Here is a 22,234-nt window from a genome sequence, read left to right as displayed (position 1 = left end):
TGCCTCTTTTCGGACTAAAGAGAAAGGAGGCAATAAGATGAGAGGTTATCTTTATTGTGGTGAAGCCGGTCTGGTAGACAAGAAAGAATGGCTTCCAAACAGCTGGGTAAATGTAGAATGCCCTGACGCTGATGATTTTGATTTTCTGACAAAGACCTTAGGTGTTCCCGAATCATTTTTAGATGACATTGCGGATGTTGACGAACGTTCGCGTACAGAGCTGGAAGGAGACTGGCTGCTCACGATCCTGCGTATTCCGGTACAAAGCGATGTAGCCGGCATTCCCTTTACAACGGTTCCGTTGGGTGTCATCACCAATAATGAAATCATTGTGTCAGTGTGTTACTATCATTCGGAAATGCTAACCGACTTTATTGAGCATACACGCAAGAAAAGTGTTCAGGTGCGCAACAAGCTCGACCTCATATTCCGGCTGATCTATTCATCGGCCGTCTGGTTCCTGAAATACCTGAAGCAAATCAATGTAGATGTAACGGCAGCCGAAAAGGAACTGGAAAAAAGTATCAAGAATGAAGACCTGCTGCGACTAATGAAACTGCAGAAAACACTGGTTTATTTCAATACGTCCATCCGTGGAAACGAAGTCCTCATCGGCAAGCTGCGGACGATCTTCAACGATACCAATTATCTGGACGCCGACCTGGTGGAAGATGTGGAAATAGAACTGAAACAGGCCTACAATACCGTAAACATTTACAGCGACATCCTGACGGGAACGATGGATGCCTTCGCTTCCATTATTTCGAACAACGTCAACGTCATCATGAAACGCATGACCAGTCTGTCTATCACCCTGATGATTCCGACACTGATTGCCAGCTTCTACGGCATGAATGTCAACATTCATCTGGAAGAGACGCCACATGCCTTTGCCTGGATTGTCATAGCCTCGGCCGTTTTGTCAGGTTTGTCGTTCGTCCTGTTCAAGAAAATAAAATGGTTCTAAACCTCAAGCGCTGGCTGGGAAAGATACATCCATCATCCCAGCCGGCTCATTTCGTGCTCGACTTCCTGCAGAAGCATCATCCGTTCAATGGAATAAGTGGAATCGTGAATCTGGAGATAATACAGAAGTTCCTGCGCTTTATTTAATAAAGGTAACGGAAGACTGGAGACATAGCTGTCTTCTATCAGAAGTTTGGCAGCCAGTTCCATCCGCTGCAGGCCGCAGCCGTCGTCCTGATTCAAGGACTGTTCGATCTCTTCCGGCGAATGCCCCAGCAAGAAAGCCGTATCTGTTTTCAGCGAAGTAAACGCCTGTTCGATCAGGTCCGGATTCTTGTCCAGACCATTCCCGTTCTTCCGATTGAACACAAGCCGGGCAATGGCTTTGCCCAGCTCTTCAATCTGCACCATGATAAAATCTCTTTTCAGCATAATTACTTATTCATTTTCAACCGTAACCCGGATAATCCGAATATCTTTCAACGGACGGTCATATTTATCCGTCTTCTGCGCAGCGATCTGGTCAAGGACATCGAAGCCTTCCGTCAGCTCGCCGAAAATCGTATAGACGCCATCCAGGTGATGACAACCACCGACAGTCGTATACGCCTTTCTCTGCTCATCCGTGAATACAAGATGTCCCGGAGTAGCCAGAATCATTGAATCAATTTTCGCATTGATATCAGCAACCCGTTTGTTATATTCGCGCGGATTATCCATCTTGAGCATCTGCAATTGTACTTTCACCGGACGATAGTACAGGTCGAGTGCCTTTTTCCGGATCTGATAATTCTTCACTTTTTCCAGTGTGTCCAGTTCACCGCTCCGATAAACCTTTCCTTCCACAATAAAGAACTGCGACATGTCCGACTTCTTTTCCGGATTCACATCGTCATTCTGGCGCGGAGCCGCCAACGCTCCTTTCTTATGAAAGTATTCCGGCCGAAGTTCCGGCAAGATTTCAGCACTCCGGTCGCCGAAACCGACCCGCACGCCCGGAGAAGCATTCCGCGAATCGGGCGCGCCGCCCTGAATCATGAAGTCTTTAATGACACGGGTAAAAAGCGTACCATCATACTCGCCTTTTTTCGCCCGTTCGATAAAGGTTTTTACGTGGTTTGGAACATTCTCGTACAGCTTGGCTTTCATAACTCCGACGTTGGTCGTAATCGTAACGACCGGTTCATTGGCTCTCAACTGACAGGTAAAAGAGCCCATCAGACTAAAGATAAATAAAAAGATAAGGTGTTTCATTTTTATATGATTTTTGGGTGAAGTTAAGACATAATATTGTTGAAACAAAAAAAAATGTTACCTTTGCACACTTATTAGAGGAAATTAAGTTTTTTAATGGTGTTAGTATGGATTGGATAAATGATTTGATTTGGGGCCAAGGTGTAGGGCATTCCATTCTATTATTATCTTTTGTAATCGCAGTAGGTATCCAATTAGGGAAGATAAAGATTTTTGGGGTATCTTTAGGTATTACGCTCGTTTTGTTTGTGGGTATTATCATGGGCCATTTTGGAATAACCATTAATACGCACGTGATTCATTTCTTTAAGGAGTTTGGGTTAATCTTGTTTGTCTATTCTGTCGGAATGCAAGTAGGACCCGGTTTCTTTTCATCTTTTAAGGAAGGTGGCGTCACGCTGAATATGCTGGCTACCGGAATTGTTCTATTAGGTGTAATCATCGCCTTAGTGTTACATTTTATTACAGGAATACCCATTCCAACGATGGTAGGTATTTTGTCAGGAGCTGTTACCAACACGCCGGGTTTGGGTGCTGCCCAGCAGGCTTATTCTGACATGTATGGAGTGAGCGATAACTCTATTCCTTTAGGATATGCCGTTGCGTATCCGTTGGGTGTTGTCGGTATCATCCTCTCAATCATCGTCATCCGCTATATTTTCCGTATTTCCTTCCAGAAGGAGAACGAACAGCTGGAAAAGGCAGAAACTTCTCATTCCAACGAAGCTATTCCTATTTCTCTGGTAGTAAAGAATCCGGCTATCTTCAACAAGACCGTAGCCGAAATCTCATCACTGCTCGAACATACCGACTTTGTCATCTCCCGTATCTGGAGAGACAGTGACAAGAAAATTGATATTGCTTCGGCAAATACGGTATTGCACGAAAACGATAAAATCTTCGTCATTACTACCGAACCGAACGCTGAAAAGATCAAGATTTTCATTGGCGAAGCCATCGACATGGAACGTAAGCAATGGATCCGTATGGAGAGCCAGTTTGTCAACCGCCGTATTCTGATTACCAAACCGGAACTGAACGGCAAACGCTTGGGCGACCTGAAACTGCGTAAGCTGTATGGTATCAATATTACGAGAATCAACCGTGCCGGTGTTGATCTGGTGGCAAAACCAAATCTGACCCTGCAGGTCGGCGACCGTGTGAATGTTGTCGGTACTGAAACAGCCGTATCGAATGTCGAGAAAGTATTGGGTAATTCGATGAAGCGCCTGAACGAACCGAATCTGATCACGATCTTCGTCGGTATCGCATTAGGTATTATCTTGGGAAGTATTCCGTTCTCATTCCCGGGTATTCCTCAACCGGTGAAGTTAGGTCTGGCCGGCGGTCCGCTGATTGTAGCTATCCTGATCAGCCGCTTCGGCTATCACTATAAGCTGATTACCTATACAACCCAAAGTGCCAACCTGATGCTGCGTGAAATAGGTATCGCGATGTTCCTGGCCTGCGTAGGACTGAGTGCCGGTGAAGGCTTTGTCGATACAATCGTCAACGACGGCGGTGTTGCCTGGATTGGCTATGGTTTCATCATAACGGTTGTTCCATTGCTGGTTATCGGCTGCGTAGCCCGTTATTTCTTCAAGGTCAACTATTTCACCCTGATGGGTCTGATTGCCGGCAGTACAACTGATCCGCCTGCACTGGCTTATTCAAACGCCACAGCCGGAAATGACGCGCCGTCAGTCGGCTATGCTACTGTCTATCCGTTAACCATGTTCTTACGTGTATTGACAGCTCAATTGATGATTCTGTTCTTCGCCTAATTTCTCATTATTTTAATTTATATGGCGGACATTTCGAAGGGAAACCAAACGGAATGTCCGCCTTTTTTATCATTGAGAGGCCTTTCCAAAGTCTTTGCAAGGCGTTCTTTTTTTCTCTCTGGACCTTTTCCGGAATATCGGAGCGCAATCTCAAAAAGACATATAAAAGAACTACTATCACTGTCTTAGATACTTCGTAGTGATAGTAGCCTGATAGGAGGATTTTAAATGATCGAATAGTTAGTAAGAAACATTTTCTTATTACTTGTCGTCTATCTTCTTCCGTAGGTAGAATAAAGGAACCATAGTATCTGCCATATTGATACTTTTATTTCGGGGATCCGATAGCCTAATTTGATCGGGTTGGAACCTTAAACTATCCATTTGCTCCACTAAGTTGGCCAAATGTATTTCCAGATCTTTCACGTGTTTGAAAGTTTCTTCGGCATCGGGTACATAAAAATAGTTATGTTGACAAGTTCCATCATGGAACATCCAAATATACCATCTAATACGTCTCAAGTAAGTATATTCCTCATCACTGATATTCGCGAATTCCTTTTGCAACAGTTGCTGGCAATCTCTAAACCATTTTAAAGTGCCTTCCCTTTCAAATCCCATAGGGACCATTTTGTCAGGTAATTTTTTTCGTAACTTTTCATCTTCTAGTGAATAAAGGCAAACCGATTCTTTCATTTGTTGCTTTTTAAATCTTACTATTTCTTGGCCAACCGAATTCAAAGGGAAAATGTAAGATAGCGATAATAAAATTAAAAGTATTCTCATCATAGGATATTTGATTTAATTAGTAATTAATATTCATTATTATTGGGTTTAATAGGAGGATCCGCTTTCCTGAAATAGAATTCTAAAAGCTTAGGAACCAAACCTTCCTTGTATTCTCCTGGATAGCCCTGCCATTGTTTGCAGAAGCTGTTATAGGTAGCAAATTCAGAACTTGGCATACAGCCTTTTTCTGCACATTTATCAAGCCATTCTCTATAATCAGTTGCAAAAGTTGGATCTGGATAAGTCATTGTTGCCAATAGGTGAAAACCAACATTCAAGTTGTCATAAAGTATGGCTTTATTATAAGCAAAGTCATGAAAAACTTTGGCTTCAAATTCAAAATTCTTATACTTCGGATCAAATCTAAAAAAGAAATCAGCACGATGCAATACTTTGGTTCGTATCGAACATCTTTTAACAGATATAGGAAGATTTAAAAAGTGGGGGATCAGGGAGTAAAATTTCTCAGTAGGGCTATCTGAAAGTCCCGAAAGCACGAGAAACTTTCAGCGGGGTCTTTCCCGACTTCCGGCAAGCCGTTCTTTTTTCTCTCGGAGACTTTCCAAAGGTTTTGCAAGCCGTTCTTTTTTCTCTCTGGACCTTTCCCGGAATATCGGGGCACAATCTCAATAAGGTATATAAAAAACTACTATCACTGTCTTTGATACTTCGCAGTGATAGTAGCCTGATTGAATGATAGAATATTTAGTAAATAGGAGGAATCCGATTATTCCCACTCGATAGTTTTTTTTAACCTTGTTTTTCAATAGATTAATAATATTTAAGTTACAAATAGGGTCATAAATAGGGGTCGTTTATTGATTTTAAGAAAGTACTGAATACTAATATTATTAGCCCTAATTTGGGGGCAAAAAATTAATTCTTATTTTAACGGCACATTCTCATTGAGGAATATCGCCATTATCATCGTAAAGTTTCAATGGGAAAAAGTATGCTTAATTTGTGTATAACTCCACTCCAACGGAAAATATGACAGTTGATTTCATAAGCTACTTTTATTTAAGATGAACTAATACTAAAATAGGATTATCTTCTTCCTCTACTTTCTTTAGCATATTTCGCAATTTCATATCTACAACTTCTCCCTTCTGCTCTAATGAATCTATTCTATCTTTTAATTCATAAGGCCAAAAGGAGGAAAGCATACAATTATCATGTATTCCTAATTGAGGGTAAAATGTGCCTAATGAACTGATGTCATCAACAAATCCTTTATCATTGACAGCAATGGTATTTTGTTTATTCTTATCATAATATGCTATTTGGAATTTTGTAGGGGGAAGGTTCCGTAATTGCCAAAAATCAAATAGCCTGAACCAATATACAAAAACATAATTTTTCGATTCAAAAATCGAAAAGACACGTATTTTATTATCTGTTTCCCGTAAGTATTCCCAATCTGATAAATTGTTGTTTTTAAAATATTCTGCTCCAACCCCTAACCGTTTCATCTCATTTCCTAATAAGTATTTTAATGGAATTTTTTCGTCTGCAAGGTCAACAATCCAGCGTGGTTGAATGCTGTTATCGAGAACCCGGTAAATTGTATCATTTATGTAATTGTAATATAGAACCGAATCCATGTTTTCCGTAAAGAAACGAAGATTTTTATTGTAACTCATCATTGTTGATTTTTCTGGCCAATCGGGAACTACTCGTTTTGTTTTTAGTAAATGTAGATTCTGAGAGAAAAAGAAGAGCGTGTCTAATGTACAAATTACCATATTTGTATCAGCGCGCCCTATATCTAAAGGATGAATATCTAAAACAGAATGCTCTTTGCCATTGTATTTGCCTTTGCTATTATATGCTATCAATTTATCAGCCATAGAATAGAATGATGAATCGATATTTATTACCGTATGTAAAAATATTTCTTCTCCAGCTCCAACACCTCTTTGACCAATTTCAAACAAATACTTTCCATTCCAATCAAAGACGCTTGAACCTATAAACAGATATTTATTAGATACAGTTATTCTTGCTTCTCCGATTAGATGCCTACTGTCTAAAGGTAGAAAAGAAATGGAATCAGCTATTTCTGACAATTTAACAGATTGAGTCTTTTGGGCTGCATTTGCAAGCTGAATAATGTTATCTTTCTTACATTCCATGCTCTTATTATTGTTCTTATCACATGATATAATACATGAAATGCAAATTATTGATAAAGATATAAATATAGATTTTCTCATTTGTCGCAATTTTACAAGAGGATATGCAAAGTTATTCCTAAAAATAATAGTGTATATTTTATTATGGAATTTATTTTTGCATATCCTCGTTTTATTTAACTATACTGTCCCCAATCGGTTGTATACTTCAAGAAAGATCCTGGAGCATCTGAAGAACTTGAGCACAAACCAGACCCTGAGTTCGCATAATTATTGGTCCATCCGTAGGGAGGGAGCAATTTTAGGGGTCAATTCTCAAAAAGTGTATAAAAAAAGCTACTATCACTACCTTAGATGATTAGCAGTGATAGTAGCTTAATTTATTGATTTTAAATTGTCTGATATTTACTTTTACCTGTAAAATGGACGAAGTCAATTACTCCCACTCGATGGTTGCTGGTGGTTTTGAACTGATATCATATACTACGCGATTAACCCCTTTCACCTTGTTGATGATCTCGTTTGATACCTTAGCCAGGAATTCGTAAGGCAGATGAGCCCAGTCTGCCGTCATGGCATCCGAAGAAGTAACGGCACGCAGGGCAACTGTATTTTCATAGGTGCGTTCATCACCCATTACTCCTACCGAACGGATCGGAAGCAGTATTGCTCCAGCTTGCCAGATCTTGTCATACAACCCCCATTCACGCATCAGCGACATGTAAATATCATCGGCATCCTGCAGAATACGTACTTTCTCAGGAGTGATATCACCTAAAATACGAATACCTAAACCAGGACCTGGGAACGGATGACGCTTGATCAGATGTTCCTGCATACCCAGTTCGATACCTACCCGGCGAACTTCGTCCTTAAACAGCAGACGCAATGGCTCTACCAATTTCAGGTCCATGTTCTTAGGCAGACCACCTACATTGTGATGGCTCTTGATTGTCGTTCCGGTGATAGACAAGGACTCGATCACATCCGGATAGATGGTTCCCTGTCCTAACCATTTGATATCTTTCAGCTTGCGTGCTTCTTCATTGAAGACATCGATGAAGCCCTTACCAATGATCTTACGTTTCTTTTCCGGTTCAGTAACGCCTGCCAGCTCACGGTAGAATTTATCTTTCGCATTGACTCCGATTACGTTCAGACCTAAATGTTCATAATCACGCAATACGTTTTCGAACTCATTCTTGCGAAGCAGACCATGATCGACAAAGATACAGGTCAGATTCTTACCGATTGCCTTATTCAGCAACACCGCTGTAACAGAAGAATCAACACCACCCGACAAAGCCAGGATGACTTTATCATTGCCCAACTTCTCCTTCAGCTCGGCAACAGTCGATTCAATGAAGGAAGCCGGAGTCCAGTCCTTGGCACAACCACAAATATTCAGGAAGTTGTCCAATAACTTCGTACCATCAGTCGTATGGAATACTTCCGGATGGAACTGTACACCCCAGGTCTGTTCACCTTCAATATGATAAGCTGCGTTTTGTACATCATTTGTACTGGCAATAATCTTGAAGTTGTCGGGCAACTGGGTAATTGTATCGCCGTGCGACATCCAAATTTGTGAACCCGGCTCAATACCTTTGAACAAAGGATCTTGCGGATCAATAGAAGTCAGGTTGGCCCGACCATATTCACGAGAATTGGCTGGTTCCACTTTTCCGCCAGACGAATAGGCAATAAATTGCGCGCCATAACAAATACCCAATACCGGATATTTGCCACGTATTTGGCTGAGGTCAATTTTAAAGGCACTTTCATCGTAAACAGAATAAGGACTTCCTGAGAGGATCACACCTTTTACATCTGTCGCATCATGCGGAAACTTGTTGTACGGAACGATTTCGCAGTACATATTCAACTCTCTGACACGGCGGCCAATGAGCTGCGTAGTCTGCGAACCGAAATCAAGAATAATAAGTCTTTCGTGCATGCGATTATCTTTATTAGATTGTTTGTGCAAAGGTAATAATTATTGCCGGATTAAACAGAATGGCAAACCTATTTCTTCCCTTCTGGACGTGAAAAAGCATATAGTATAATGAAATCGGAAGAAATTACCGGTCGGCTTCTGACTTTTCCTGCTATTTTTGCAGAAAAGATATTAACTAAACAATCTAAGTATCATGATACAGATGAAACCTCTTTTACTGGCTGGCATTTCCGGTTTGTTTTCGGTATTTACGCTGACAGCACAATCGTCGCCCGAAGAAATGCACGTACTGCAGAAACGAATCCTGAATGAAGGATTAATGACCCAGGTGGATCAGATGGCCCGCAAAGTGGCATCTGGCGGATTTAATGCCGGCGACGGCTATGGCGAAGTCTGGATACGCGATTATAATACCTTCATCGAACTGGCGATGGAAGTCATGCCCGACGATGCCATCCGTTCGAACCTGAACACCTTCTTTCACTTCCAGGGAAAAACCGGTGATATTGTAGACGGATTCCTCGACATCAAGAAAGCGGAAATAGGGAAAGAAGGCGGATATAAATACCGCCTGTCAGAAACGGAGCCTCGCTTTGCTGCCCATAAGAATACGGTGGAAACCGACCAGGAGGCTTCTCTGATCCAAGCTATTTATAAATATGTAAAGCGGAGCGGCAACACGGCCTATCTGCAGACGAAGATTGAAGGCAAAACCGTCATCGAACGGATGGAATGGGCGCTGGAATATCTTCTCAACGAAAAGTACAACAAGCAGTATGGCTTACTAATCGGTGCAACGACGGCCGACTGGGGCGATGTGCAGCCCGAACATCCGTGGGGCGTCGAGATCGACAAGGACACCCATTTTGCCATCGATATCTATGACAATGCCATGATGGTCCTGGCTCTGAACAATTATCTGGAGCTGGAGAACGATGCGGCCAAACGTCAGAAGTGGACACAGGTGCGCGACGAGCTGAAGAAGAATATCCGCACCCATCTGTGGGACAAAAAGAACCGCAAGTTCATTCCGCATATCTATCTCGACGGCTCTCCTTTCCCGGAAAGTTTCAATGAGAACCAGATCTATTATCACGGTGGAACCACCATTGCCATCCTGGCCGGCCTGCTTTCGAAAGAGGATATCGAAGAAGCCAACCGGAAGATGCTGGAGAATATGAAGGCGGCTCATGCACAGACCATCGGTCTGACGATGTATCCGACGTATCCGGCCGGCTCATTCAAGAATGTGGGCATGTATCCGTATGGTTATCAGAACGGAGGCGACTGGACCTGGTTCGGCGGACGGATGATTCAGGCGCTGGTCGAGAATGGTTTTGTCCGGGATGCGTATGACGAGATTCTTCCGATGCTCCGGCGGATTGTTGAGAATCAGGGTTTCTATGAATGGTACACACCGGGCGGCGAACCCAAAGGTTCCGGCACATTCCGGGGCGAAGCCGGTGTGCTCTTTACAGCCATGAACAAACTGAAGGAATGGGCGGAAAATCAGAATGTCCAACCGTTGGAAAAGGCCCAAGGAAGCCTGGTATTGTTTACCTTCGGTCAGTCTAACTCGGCCAACCACGGACAAGGTCTGTATCAGTCACAAAAGGAAGTCTATAATTACTTCGACGGGAAATTATACCGGGCGGCCGATCCGCTGATTGGCGCGACGGGCGAAGGCGGCAGTGTCTGGACCCGACTCGGCGACAAGCTGGTGGAAGCCGGAATGGCAGAGAAAGTAACAGTCGTCCCGATCGGTGTTGGCGGTGTCCGCGTCGGTGCGTGGGCTAAAGGAGGCGAGCTGCACGACCTGCTGATCCGCACGGTTGAACAGCTGAAGAAAGACCAGATCGAACCGGATTATATCCTGTGGCATCAGGGCGAGACCGACAATATCCTGAATACACCGAAAGAAGATTATATCCGCATGTTCGAGACGATCCGCGACGTGTTCCGCTCACGTGGCATCCAGGCGCCGATTGTCATCGCACAGGCCAGTTATCATCCGGCGTGCCTCGACGAAGACAATGGCAACAGTGCCGAAATCCGGGCGGCTCAAAAGGCATTGGCCGATCAGTATCCCGATATTTACTTAGGTCCGGACACCGATCAGCTGAACCTGCTTTGGCAGCGGGCCGACGGCATCCATTTTTCTACCAAAGGACAGGATCTGCATGCGGATATGTGGCTGGAAAGCCTGAAGCAAGTGAAATAAGCAGGGAATCATTTCCCCGACTGAAAAGGAGATATCTTCGAAGAGAAAGGTATCTCTTTTTCATTTTAAGTCCCGACTCTGGTTATTGAATCAGCTTTTATGGTAAATTTGCCGGAAAAAAGAAAGAAGATGATAGAATTACCAGACAAATGGATTGCAGGCTTGCATGCGTGGGGAATCAGAGGTGTGATGCTGCAAGTGATTATTATAGCGGCAATCCTGATAATAGCTTTTATCATGGACTATGTCTGTCGCCGCGGAATCATTCCGATGATCCGGAAAGTAGTCCGCAAGACAAGGATTGAATGGGATGACTATTTACTGAACGACAAGGTACTCGACAATACGTGTCACCTGATTCCTCCCATTGTCATTTACCTGCTGCTGCCTTTGGCTTTTACCGCGGCATCCAAATGGTTGCTATACCTGCTGATGTTTACGCAGATCTATATTGTGGTGGTGACTGTTCGCCTCATCAATTCGGTGATTTCTTCCTTATACGAGTTGTCGAACCGGAGCGACAAACTGAAAGACCGCCCGCTGAAAGGCGTCTATCAGATGTTGAAGATGATCGTGATTGGCGTGGGCGCCATCATTATCTTCAGTCTGCTGTTAGATAAAGACCCAAGCCGCCTGCTCACAGGCTTGGGAGCTTCGGCCGCCATCCTGATGCTGGTATTTAAAGACACCATCATGGGATTGGTTGCCGGCGTGCAACTGAGTGCCTATGACATGCTCCGGCCGGGCGACTGGATTTCGATGCCTAAATACGGAGCCGACGGCATTGTGCAGGAAGTCACCTTAAATACCGTCAAGGTGCAGAATTGGGATAAAACCATCACCACCATTCCGCCATACGCTTTGGTCAGCGATTCTTTCCAGAACTGGCGCGGCATGCGCGAAAGCGGCGGCCGCCGTATCAAGCGCTCGCTGTATATCGACATGAACACTATCCGTTTCTGTACGGCCGACGAACGGAAGCGTTTTGCCGAAGAAGGCTGGATTGCGGAAACGGAAAAGAACGACAGCGAAGTTGTCAACCTCCATGTCTTCTGCCAGTATATCGAACGCTATCTGCGGAAACTGCCGGAGGTGAACACAGAGATGACACTGATGGTCCGCCAGTTGCAGCCGCAGCCCGAAGGACTTCCGGTCGAACTGTATTTCTTCACGATCAACAAAGACTGGATTCCTTATGAACGGCTGCAAGCACAGGTATTCGAACACCTGCTGGCTGTCATCGGATGTTTCGGACTGCGTATTTACCAGAAGCCGTCAGGACTGGATCTGGAGCGCATGCAGCAGTCAATCTGATTAATTCGTCTTAAAAATATATAAATACGGAACGGGCTTTCCTACATAGCTAATTTAATCGTACTTTTGCGTGTTTATTTTTAGGAACTTTAAGAGTATGGATTCGGAAAAGAAAGAGACAAAAGAAATAAATAAAACGTCAATGCTGATATTGGCGGTCATTGTACTCATCGCAATCATCGCAGGCGCAGCCTATTATATATTCCACCAGCAGCAGCAAATGGATGAAATGACCCAGTCGTTCGATCTGGAAAAGGAAATGATGGCCGACGACCTGAATGAACTTTCCCTCCAGTATGAAGGCTATAAATTCAGTGTCAGCAATGACTCATTGGTCGCTTTGCTGACAACCGAACAGGCCAAGGTGCAACGCCTGATGGAAGAATTGAGAACTGTCAAATCGACCAATGCCAAAGAAATTGCCCGCCTGAAGAAAGAGCTGGCCACCTTGCGGAAGATCATGCGCAACTACGTGATCCAGATCGATTCGCTGAATCGGGCGAACGAACAGCTGAAGGTGGAGAAGAACGAAGCGGTCAAGAAATACCGCCAGGCTTCAACAACGGCTGCCAGCCTGAAACGGGAAAAAGAGAAGCTGACCGAACGGGTCACACTGGCCAGCAAGCTCGATGCTACAAGTATTTCAGTGACTCCGGTCAACTCGCGCGGCAAGCTGGCCAAACGGATCAAGAAGATGGAACAGTTTGTCATCAACTTCAAGATCGCGAAGAATGTAACGGCTCCTGTCGGTGAAAAGGTCATTTACGTCCGCATCATGAAGCCGGATGATGATATCCTAGTGAAAAGCCGGGGCGATGTCTTCACCTTCGAAGGAAAAGACATCAACTATTCCATGAAGAAAATGATCGAATACGAAGGCGAAGAAGTTCCGGTGACGATGTACTGGAACATCGAAGAATTCTTGTCGCCGGGTACATATCGGGTGGATATCTTTGCCGACGGCAACCTGATCGGCCAACGGTCATTTACGCTTGAAGAATAAAGAATGGATGCCGAGAAGCCTTTTGCACGTTTGCTGGCAGATATTCCTGAAGCCCTGGCACAAGACAAGGCTTTTGTAGATGAACTGGAAAGCAATGCCCGCGTCATCACCTTAAAGAAGGGCGACTTATTGCTGCACACCGGCGAAGTCTGCCAGAATGCCTATTTCATCAACAAAGGGCTTTTCGTTAATATCTTCATCACCGACAAAGGGAAAGAATGTGTCACCGGTTTCTCTTCCGACGATCTGTATCCTTTCCTCTCTGAAATCAGTTATATCACGCAGACGCCTTCCAGCTTCGAGATCAAGGCACTCGAAGACAGCGAGCTCCTGTGTTTCTCGCGTGTCTCAATCGAAAGCCTGTCGCTCCGCTATCCGCTGTTTGCCTCCTATTATCAGCACGCCATGCTCGTGATCATTTCCAAGCTGTACATGATGTTTGCCATCCTGCAATCATACACGGCCGAAGAATTCATCAAATACCTGTACGAACATTACAAATGGATCATCCACCGTGTTCCGGACAAGTATATCGCGCTTTACATGGGCATCAGCACGTCCTGGTACTGCAAGCTGAAACGCCGCATCTTCAATTTAGGATGAGAGAGAAAAATCTATAAAAGAAGCGCCGGCTGTCAGTGCATGAGCACATCAGGCCGGCGCTTCTTTGTATTCCTATCAGCGATTCAATCCTTCTCAGCGGTTATTCAAAGCTGGATTTCTTCCAGGTGAATACTTTCGGTGTATCTTTCAGGAAAGGCTTCAGCTTCTTCTGGGTTTCCTTATCCAGATACTCCGGCGTCGTATAAGTCTGCGTCAGGGTATAATCATCCGGACTCAGCTGGAAACGGAACAGGTCCATATCCAGGCGGGAAGTTGATTCGATATAGGCAACCGACGACTTGTCGGCATCTTCCCGGATAAACCAGTCGGCTGTTACCGGAGTCAGCATATCAGCCGCATTCAACGGTTTCCAGTCGGGTGAAAAGAACGACACGTGGCTGTCGGCCACCGGACCTTTCACCGTCACAATCTGACAGATCACATACGTATTATTGACCAGCGGCAAGAGCTTCATCTCGATCGTGGTCCGTTCCGTCGACTGCAACAGCAGGTAGTTATCGGTCAGTTTTTCCAGCGTCGAATATCCGTTCATGTTGTTCTTCAACCGCGCCTTCTCATTCGAACGGTACAAATCTACCAGGTCTTTCCGCCAGGCATCTTCCAGCTGCGGAACATACTCATCAGGCATGGCGATAAACACCGCCGCCATATCCTGCGCTTTCAACGGCAACACACTCACCACCAGCAGGCATAATAATACGATTCGTTTCATATATCTTTCTATCTTTATCATCTTGTTCCCAAATATAAGAATATCATACCGATCAGAACCAGCAACAGGTCGATCGCCTTGTTCTTCAGATTCTTTTCATGGAAGAACAACGCTCCTGCCGCAAAGGTAACCAAAACAATACTTCGGCGAATCATCGAGACGATCGAAATCATCGAATCCGGATCACTCAAGGCATAAAAATACACCCAGTCGGCAACGCAGAGGAAGACGGATATGAAGATGATGTTCCACCGCCAGGTAAAAGGTGTGGTGTGTTTCCGCCGCGGATACCACAGGAAAAGCAGGATCACCAGCATGATGGCACACTGGTAGATGTTAAACCAGACCTGAACGGTCATCACATCCAGACTGCCCATCAGGTATTTATCGTACAGACCGCTCAATGCGCCCAGCACCACCGACAGAACGGTAAAATAAATCCACTTGTTGTGGGTGAAACGGATGCCTTCTTTCTTCCCCGAAACTGAAAGCAGATAAAACGAGGCGACCGCAAAGGCCACACCAATCCACTGATACAGATTCAGCCGCTCACCAAAGATCACCAGCGCGCCCACCAGCGTCAGTACCGGCTGTGTCGCCTTGATGGGTCCGGACAGGGTCAGCGGCAGATGCTTCAGGGCAAAATAGCCGAAGATCCACGACGAAAGGACAATCACCGCCTTGATAAATACGGCTACATGGGTTTCGAACGGCACACGGGGCACATAAAGCAACGAGCCGTCCAGCACATCCGTCGCATAGGAAAGCACAATAAAGGGTAAAAAAATCAGACTGCTGAACAGCGTATTGAAGAATAATACCGGAATCACCGCATTCCCGTTGAGCGACATCTTCTTGTTCACCTCATAACAGCTCAACAGAAAAGCAGACAGAAAAGCTAAAATAACCCACATATCTTTACGTTTTAGTTAAGTTACACCTCAAACAACCGGTCGGGATAAGTGACATTCACCAAAAACAAGGCATGGCCCGGAGCCGATGTGCCGGCTTTTCCCCGGTCTTTGGCCTCGATCACCCGGCGGAAACCTTCTACCGACATCTTGCCGCGCCCCACTTCCAGCAGGGTTCCCACAATGGCACGCACCATATTCCGCAAGAAACGGTCGGCCCGGATCGTGAAGACCCACAAATCGCCTTCCTGCTTCCAGCCGGCCTCGTAAATACGGCAATTGTTGGTCTTGACATCGGTGTGCAACTTGCTGAAGCTGGTAAAATCCACATAGTCGAACAGCACCCGGCAGGCCTCGTTCATACGGTCGAAGTCCAGTTTCCCCAGATAACGGTACACCAGGTCATAGCGGAAAGGGTCTTTCTGCATCGTCAGGTAATACTGATAGGTTCGGGATGTGGCATCAAAACGGGCATGTGCCTCCGGAATCACCGGGACAATCCGGTAGATCACAATGTCTTTCGGCAACAGGCGGTTCAGCTTGTCGGTCAGAAAAGCCGGGTCGGGCAAGGTCTCCGCCCAGTCAAAATGGGCCACCATCAGGCGGGCATGTACGCCGGCATCCGTCCGTCCGGCACCCACAATCGAAACCGGCTGGCGAAGGATGGTCGAAAGAGCCTCTTCAATACATTGCTGTACGGTCATGCCGTTCGGCTGTATCTGCCATCCGCAAAAGGATTTGCCGTTATATCCTAAATAAATAAAGTATCTCTTCACAGGCATAAGTCTATTTAGTACGAAATACGTTCCAAATGGGGATATTTCCCGGCAAAGGTACAAAGAAATCCGGCTGCGACCTTGCACATCCCACCGAAATACCTATTTTTGCAAAAAATAAACCTTCATAACATCTTAACAAATTGCACAATTATGTTTGAATCTTTATTGCAGACTTCCTATTTCGCCTTGTTCCTGATCATCTCGCTCGGATTTATCCTCGGGCGGATCAAGATCAAAGGCCTGTCGCTCGATGTATCGGCCGTCATCTTCATTGCCTTGCTGTTCGGGCACTTCGGAGTCACCATTTCCAAAGCCTTAGGCGATATCGGTCTGGTGCTTTTTATCTTCACCATCGGTATCCAGGCAGGTCCGGGTTTCTTCGACTCTTTCCGTTCGAAAGGGAAAACACTCATCATCCTGGCGCTCCTCATCGTGGGCTCGGCCAGCATCACCGGGATCATCTTCAAATATGCCTTAGGCATTGATACGCCCAGCATTGTCGGCCTGATAGCCGGCGCCCTGACCAGTACGCCGGGTCTGGCTGTTGCCATCGATACCACCCAGTCGTCATCGGCTTCCATCGCCTATGGTATTGCCTATCCTTTCGGTGTGATCGGCGTGATCCTGTTCGTCAAGCTGCTGCCCAAGCTGCTGCGGATTGATGTCGAAGCCGAAGCCCGGAAGCTGGAAATAGAACGCCGGGGCCAGTTCCCGGAATTGAACCGGGCCACGTTTCGGGTAGAAAACGAGAAAGTCATCGGCAAGAGCATCGCCCAGCTTCAGTTCCGCAACATGACGGGAGCCGTGGTTTCGCGCATCAAGCACGGAGCGGAGATTATCATCCCTACGGCTCATTCGGTACTGAAGAAAGACGACCTGATCCGCGTAGTGGGCAACGACCGCTCGTTCGAACAGGTCAAGCTGCTGATCGGCGAGCAAGTAGACGAGGATATTCCTTTCACACAGACCCAGGAACTGCAATCATTATTGCTGACCAACAAGAACATCATCGGCCATACGCTGGGCGAACTGAACCTGCAAGGCTCGTTCGGCTGTACCGTGACGCGTGTGCGCCGAAGCGGTATCGACCTGATTGCCGAGCCGAACCTGGCACTCAAGTTTGGCGACAAACTGATGGTGGCAGGCGAGAAACAAAGCCTGAATGAATTGAGCCAGTATGTGGGCAACGACGAAAAGAAACTCTCGGATACCGACTTCTTCCCCATCGCGATGGGTATCGTGCTGGGCGTATTGTTCGGAAAGCTGAGCCTCTCTTTTTCCGACAGCTTCTCCTTCTCGCCCGGACTGACCGGAGGCATCCTGATGGTGGCTCTTATCTTAAGCGCCATCGGAAAGACCGGCCCCATTATCTGGAGTATGTCCGGACCGGCCAACCAGCTCTTGCGCCAGCTCGGCCTGCTGTTCTTCCTGAGCGAAGTCGGCACATCGGCCGGAAGTAACCTGGTTGCCACGTTCCAGGAAAGCGGCTGGACCTTGTTTGGCGTCGGAATGGCTATCACCCTCGTTCCGATGATCGTTGCCCTGGTATTCGGATACTGGGTATTCAAAATAAACATCCTCGACCTGCTCGGAACCATTGCCGGAGGAATGACCAGCACACCCGGACTGGCAGCAGCCGATTCGATGGCCGACAGCTCGGCTCCCAGCATCGCCTATGCCACGGTCTATCCTATTGCCATGGTCTTCCTGATCTTGTTCATCCAGTTCATTGCAGGGATGATCTAAGCAGGCTCCTTTTACAAATAGTAAACAAAACAGGCTTTTTTACAAACAAAAAGTCTGTTTTATTCTTTTTATGCTAACTATCATTTTTACTTTCCGAACAAAAATAACGAAGAAATTAGGATAATTTCATCCATTTTCAGTTAAAAATATCCGTTTTTTCTATTCATTTTCCACTTTTTCATGCCTAGATTTTCGCTAATTCATAACCATCTTTGAATAAAAAGCCGGCGTATTTTAATTCATTCCTGCCTAGAAACGTAAACAAAACTCCCGAATTTCCTAAAAAAGGGCTGTTCAAATACATTTTTCCTCTTTTTCCGAATGATTTTACTCCAATTTTCATTCTCAAAAGCCTCCAAAACAAAATACCATTTTGACAGTATTTTCTTCCATAAACTAACACGGAAGACGTTTTTATCCCTCATTCCGGTGAATACAAAAAACAGAAAAACGCCATTGCCTTTTTTCCGACATCAGCATGTAAATACCCAACTTTCTGAGAATCGAACCGAAGTGGCCCGCTTACACGCCGCTCCGAAATAATGGAATTTTGAGAGGTGTATTTTGACAAAATGACAAACTGACAAAACCCGATCAAAAGCTGATTTTCTACGATTCAGTTGCATATTTGCAATAATTTTACGAATATTGTATGACATTTCAGTTACAATTAATGTTATACTTAGCGATTACTATAAAAAACACATGAATATACTTGTAATTACGGGAAGCCCCCATAAAAAGGGAACTTCATCATTATTAGCAGATAATTTTATTGCCGGGGCTCTGGAGGCCGGGCATGAAGTATTCCGTTTTGATACCATCTTCCAGGTAACACAACCGTGTTTGGCATGTAATTACTGCCGGAAGAACAACCATAAGTGTATTCAGGAAGATGATATGGAACTCATTTGGGATAAGTTGATAGCGGCCGATATGGTCGTCTTCGTAACACCGGTCTATTATTTCGGAATGTCGGCCCAATTGAAAAAAGTCATCGACCGGTTCTTCGCTATCAACGATATCCTGAGGAGCAAACCCAAAAAAGCCGTTTTGCTGGCTACCTGTGGTGACAACGAGGCCTGGGCCATGGAGCCGCTGGTGGCTCACTACAAAGCGATTTGCAAATACCTGCATTGGGAAGATGCGGGCCAGGTTTTGGCAATCGGCGTATATGACCGGGCTGCCATCGAAGCGACACAATATCCGGAACAGGCCCGGACCTTAGGCAAGCATATCCATTAAATCCTATAATTTGTGAGAACATCCTCTCGGATATTCTGTTATTTTTTATAGCTTTGTATGCGCATTTCGCACATTCAGACAATCAGGCCCGACCTGTCTGAATACAAGGAAAATGCTTAACATCAAACAAATCAGAATATGGCACTACAAGTAGGAGATAAAATTCCTGAAGTATTGGGAACAGACCAGAATGGTAACGAAATAAAAGCAAGTGATTTTGCCGGCAAGAAACTGGCATTGTATTTCTACCCGAAAGACAACACATCGGGTTGTACGGCCGAAGCCTGCAGCCTGCGTGACGGCTATGACGCATTGAAGGCTGCCGGATATGAAGTGGTAGGCGTGAGCAAAGACAGCGCCAAGTCGCACCAGGGATTCATCAGCAAGCAGAACCTGCCGTTCAACCTCATTGCTGATACAGATACAACCCTGCAGCAGACATTCGGCGTATGGGCGGAAAAGAAGATGTGCGGAAGAACGTATATGGGTACGCTGCGTACCACCTTCATCATCGACGAAAACGGTGTGATCGAACGGATCATCGGTCCGAAAGAAGTAAAGACCAAAGATCATGCCAACCAGATTCTGGCCCAATAAGACGTCAAGTATCAACGACCATTACAACATAAACATTATATTTTATGGCAAAAGAAGATAACTTATTCGAAGAAAAAGCAGAAGGAACAAAACCTGCCGTGAACGCCGACAAGCTGAAGGCGTTGCGCGCCGCTATGGAAAAGATAGAGAAGAACTACGGGAAAGGCTCTATCATGAAATTAGGAGATGAAAGCATCGAAAATATAGAAGTGATCCCGACAGGCTCCATCGCCCTCGACGCGGCGCTGGGTGTGGGCGGTTATCCGAAAGGACGTATCATTGAAATCTACGGCCCGGAATCATCCGGTAAGACGACGCTGGCCATCCATGCCATCGCCGAAGCACAGAAAGCCGGTGGTATTGCCGCCTTCATTGATGCAGAACATGCCTTCGACCGTTTCTATGCCGAGAAGCTGGGGGTGGATGTAGAGAACCTCTGGATCTCACAGCCCGACAGCGGAGAGCAGGCACTGGAAATAGCCGAACAGCTGATACGCTCGTCGGCAGTAGACATCATCGTGATCGACTCTGTGGCAGCTCTGACTCCGAAAGCGGAACTGGAAGGCGACATGGGCGACAGCAAAATGGGCTTGCAGGCCCGTCTGATGTCGCAGGCTCTGCGTAAGCTGACGGCAGCCATCAACAAGACGAACACGACGTGTATCTTCATCAACCAGCTGCGTGACAAGATCGGTGTCATGTTCGGCAATCCCGAAACGACAACCGGTGGTAACGCCTTGAAGTTCTATGCTTCAGTCCGCCTAGATATCCGCCGCATCGGACAGTTAAAAGACGGAGATGAAGTGAAAGGTAACCAGGTCCGCGTAAAGGTGGTGAAGAACAAGGTGGCACCTCCATTCCGGAAAGCCGAGTTCGACATCATGTTCGGGGAAGGCATTTCACGTTCGGGTGAAATCATCGACCTGGGCAGCGAACTGGGTATCATCAAGAAAAGCGGTTCGTGGTACAGCTACAACGACGCGAAATTAGGACAGGGACGCGATGCCGCCAAGCAATGCATTGCCGACAATCCGGAACTGGCAGATGAACTGGCTCAGCTGATCTTCCAGGCACTGAAAGGATAATAACAAGCGAAAAAATAACCTGTGAAGTTGGCAAATGAACCCGTCGCGGTTCTCGTTTGCCAACTTATTTATTAACAAGACGACAAAAACATCCCGGCTATGTCATCCAAGGAAACGTACCGGCAATTATGCCGGCAGGAAAAATCCATCCCTCTCTTTTCACAAGACTGGTGGCTGGATATTGTCTGTGGTGAAAACCTGTGGGACGTTGTGCTCCTCTATGGCAAACAAGGAAACATAGAAGCAGCCATGCCCTTGTATATTCCGCGGAAAGGATATGCCATCATGCCGGTCTATACCCAGACATTGGGTCCGTGGATAGCCCAACCGGCTGCCGACAGCAAATACACCAGCCTGCTGGCCAGGCAGCAGATCATCCTCGGGAAGTTTGCTACCAGGCTGGAGAATCTCCGGCTGTTCCAGCAAAACTTTTCCTGGTCTGTCACTGACTGGCTGCCATTCTACTGGAAAGGGTTTACACAGACAACCCGTTACACCTATTTGCTCAGCGGACTGCATGACACGGCACAGATCTGGGAAAACATGAGCCAGAATACCCGCCGGAATATCATCCGGGCCGAAAAGAAATACAAGATAACGGTCCGGAAAGGCATCCCGACAGAAGAATTCATCCGGATACAGCATCTGACATTCCAGCGCCAGCACAAAGCGGTCCCCAAAGGCGAAGACATCTTGCGGCAGCTCATTGAGACCAGCCGCCGGCGCAACCAGGGCGACATCTGGGGCGGATATGACGAAAACGGGCAACTGCATGCCGCTGTTTTCATCGTCTGGCAGGAGTCGTCGGCTTATTATCTGGCAGGCGGAGGCGACCCGCAGCTCCGGCAGTCAGGCGCACACAGCCTGGTGATGTGGAAAGCCATACAGGAAATGGCCGCCTATACCGATCACTTCGACTTCGAAGGCTCGATGATTCCGGGAGTAGAACGCTTTTTCCGCGAGTTTGGTGCCCGGCAAATGCCCTACTTCGCCATCAGCAAAGGAAAGCTGAATCTCTGGAACCGGATTTTAATCCGTATCAGTAAGATGAGGCAATAAATGAAGGAAAACAGAGTTATTACTCTAAAAGATAAATCAAACGAACTGAAGCG

The 22,234-nt window shown here is 46.0% G+C and carries 20 protein-coding genes; 11 read left to right on the top strand and 9 right to left on the bottom strand.

The genetic code is table 11. The annotated features are described in order from the left end of the window. The first annotated feature begins 37 nt into the window (after positions 1–37). Positions 38–967, top strand: a complete 930-nt coding sequence (locus tag NEE14_RS15315; protein WP_251968048.1) for a magnesium transporter CorA family protein — start codon at positions 38–40, stop codon at positions 965–967. Positions 968–999: 32 nt separating this feature from the next. Here NEE14_RS15315 and NEE14_RS15310 read toward each other — a convergent pair whose 3' ends face one another. Beyond that, positions 1,000–1,398 carry a hypothetical protein gene (locus NEE14_RS15310; RefSeq protein WP_251968047.1) on the bottom strand — a complete coding sequence of 133 codons (399 nt, stop codon included), beginning with the start codon at positions 1,396–1,398 and terminating at the stop codon, positions 1,000–1,002. A gap of 6 nt (positions 1,399–1,404) precedes the next feature. Continuing rightward, a complete protein-coding gene (locus NEE14_RS15305; RefSeq protein ID WP_317259020.1) occupies positions 1,405–2,184 on the bottom strand; it encodes a peptidylprolyl isomerase in 780 nt (259 codons plus the stop codon). Positions 2,185–2,327: 143 nt separating this feature from the next. On the opposite strand from NEE14_RS15305, the gene NEE14_RS15300 reads away from it, so the two are divergent. Beyond that, on the top strand, positions 2,328–4,004 hold the full coding sequence (locus NEE14_RS15300; RefSeq protein ID WP_251968045.1) for a putative transporter: 1,677 nt from the start codon (positions 2,328–2,330) through the stop codon (positions 4,002–4,004). A 261-nt stretch (positions 4,005–4,265) separates the two neighbouring features. On the opposite strand, the gene NEE14_RS15295 is transcribed toward NEE14_RS15300, so the two are convergent. The 4 genes from NEE14_RS15295 to guaA all read right to left on the bottom strand — a co-directional run bounded on the left by NEE14_RS15295 (position 4,266) and on the right by guaA (position 8,885). Further along, positions 4,266–4,793 (bottom strand): hypothetical protein, encoded by a 528-nt coding sequence (locus NEE14_RS15295; RefSeq protein WP_251968044.1) that lies wholly within the window; start codon positions 4,791–4,793, stop codon positions 4,266–4,268. A 23-nt stretch (positions 4,794–4,816) separates the two neighbouring features. Next, positions 4,817–5,182, bottom strand: coding sequence for a hypothetical protein (locus NEE14_RS15290; protein WP_338578752.1), 366 nt, complete (start codon positions 5,180–5,182; stop codon positions 4,817–4,819). 627 nt (positions 5,183–5,809) lie between these two features. Further along, positions 5,810–6,928 carry a 6-bladed beta-propeller gene (locus tag NEE14_RS15285; protein WP_251968042.1) on the bottom strand — a complete coding sequence of 373 codons (1,119 nt, stop codon included), beginning with the start codon at positions 6,926–6,928 and terminating at the stop codon, positions 5,810–5,812. 436 nt (positions 6,929–7,364) lie between these two features. Then, a complete protein-coding gene (gene guaA, locus NEE14_RS15280) occupies positions 7,365–8,885 on the bottom strand; it encodes a glutamine-hydrolyzing GMP synthase (RefSeq protein WP_251968041.1) in 1,521 nt (506 codons plus the stop codon). Between the two features lie 193 nt (positions 8,886–9,078). Here guaA and NEE14_RS15275 point away from each other — a divergent pair, with 193 nt between their 5' ends. From NEE14_RS15275 to NEE14_RS15260, 4 genes are all read left to right on the top strand, one after another. After that, the gene (locus tag NEE14_RS15275) at positions 9,079–11,106 is read left to right on the top strand and encodes a sialate O-acetylesterase (protein ID WP_251968040.1); all 2,028 of its coding nucleotides are present in this window, start codon (positions 9,079–9,081) and stop codon (positions 11,104–11,106) included. A 129-nt stretch (positions 11,107–11,235) separates the two neighbouring features. Continuing rightward, positions 11,236–12,420, top strand: coding sequence for a mechanosensitive ion channel family protein (locus tag NEE14_RS15270; RefSeq protein WP_251968039.1), 1,185 nt, complete (start codon positions 11,236–11,238; stop codon positions 12,418–12,420). A gap of 97 nt (positions 12,421–12,517) precedes the next feature. Continuing rightward, positions 12,518–13,423, top strand: coding sequence for a hypothetical protein (locus tag NEE14_RS15265; protein WP_251968038.1), 906 nt, complete (start codon positions 12,518–12,520; stop codon positions 13,421–13,423). Between the two features lie 3 nt (positions 13,424–13,426). Then, positions 13,427–14,026, top strand: coding sequence for a Crp/Fnr family transcriptional regulator (locus NEE14_RS15260; RefSeq protein ID WP_251968037.1), 600 nt, complete (start codon positions 13,427–13,429; stop codon positions 14,024–14,026). Positions 14,027–14,126: 100 nt separating this feature from the next. Here NEE14_RS15260 and NEE14_RS15255 read toward each other — a convergent pair whose 3' ends face one another. The 3 genes from NEE14_RS15255 to truA are packed head-to-tail and all read right to left on the bottom strand — an operon-like array spanning position 14,127 to position 16,446. Then, entirely contained in the window at positions 14,127–14,759 is a 633-nt protein-coding gene (locus NEE14_RS15255; protein ID WP_251968036.1) for a DUF3256 family protein, read from the bottom strand. A gap of 17 nt (positions 14,760–14,776) precedes the next feature. Continuing rightward, positions 14,777–15,673 carry a DMT family transporter gene (locus NEE14_RS15250; protein WP_251968035.1) on the bottom strand — a complete coding sequence of 299 codons (897 nt, stop codon included), beginning with the start codon at positions 15,671–15,673 and terminating at the stop codon, positions 14,777–14,779. A gap of 20 nt (positions 15,674–15,693) precedes the next feature. Further along, entirely contained in the window at positions 15,694–16,446 is a 753-nt protein-coding gene (gene truA, locus NEE14_RS15245) for a tRNA pseudouridine(38-40) synthase TruA (protein WP_251968034.1), read from the bottom strand. A 153-nt stretch (positions 16,447–16,599) separates the two neighbouring features. On the opposite strand from truA, the gene NEE14_RS15240 reads away from it, so the two are divergent. The 5 genes from NEE14_RS15240 (at position 16,600) to NEE14_RS15220 (ending at position 22,181) form a co-directional block, all read left to right on the top strand. Next, a complete protein-coding gene (locus NEE14_RS15240; protein ID WP_251968033.1) occupies positions 16,600–18,195 on the top strand; it encodes an aspartate:alanine exchanger family transporter in 1,596 nt (531 codons plus the stop codon). 705 nt (positions 18,196–18,900) lie between these two features. Continuing rightward, complete coding sequence (locus tag NEE14_RS15235) at positions 18,901–19,440, top strand: flavodoxin family protein (RefSeq protein ID WP_251968032.1); 540 nt, start codon at positions 18,901–18,903, stop codon at positions 19,438–19,440. A 138-nt stretch (positions 19,441–19,578) separates the two neighbouring features. Beyond that, positions 19,579–20,037, top strand: a complete 459-nt coding sequence (bcp, locus tag NEE14_RS15230; RefSeq protein ID WP_251968031.1) for a thioredoxin-dependent thiol peroxidase — start codon at positions 19,579–19,581, stop codon at positions 20,035–20,037. Positions 20,038–20,081: 44 nt separating this feature from the next. Continuing rightward, the gene (gene recA, locus NEE14_RS15225; RefSeq protein ID WP_251968030.1) at positions 20,082–21,122 is read left to right on the top strand and encodes a recombinase RecA; all 1,041 of its coding nucleotides are present in this window, start codon (positions 20,082–20,084) and stop codon (positions 21,120–21,122) included. Positions 21,123–21,221: 99 nt separating this feature from the next. Continuing rightward, complete coding sequence (locus NEE14_RS15220; RefSeq protein ID WP_251968029.1) at positions 21,222–22,181, top strand: GNAT family N-acetyltransferase; 960 nt, start codon at positions 21,222–21,224, stop codon at positions 22,179–22,181. Positions 22,182–22,234 lie beyond the last annotated feature (53 nt).

This window comes from Parabacteroides sp. AD58, from assembly GCF_023744375.2.
In the GTDB taxonomy this organism is placed as follows: Bacteria; Bacteroidota; Bacteroidia; order Bacteroidales; family Tannerellaceae; genus Parabacteroides; species Parabacteroides absconsus.
This window is presented reverse-complemented; position numbering and strand designations above follow the sequence as displayed.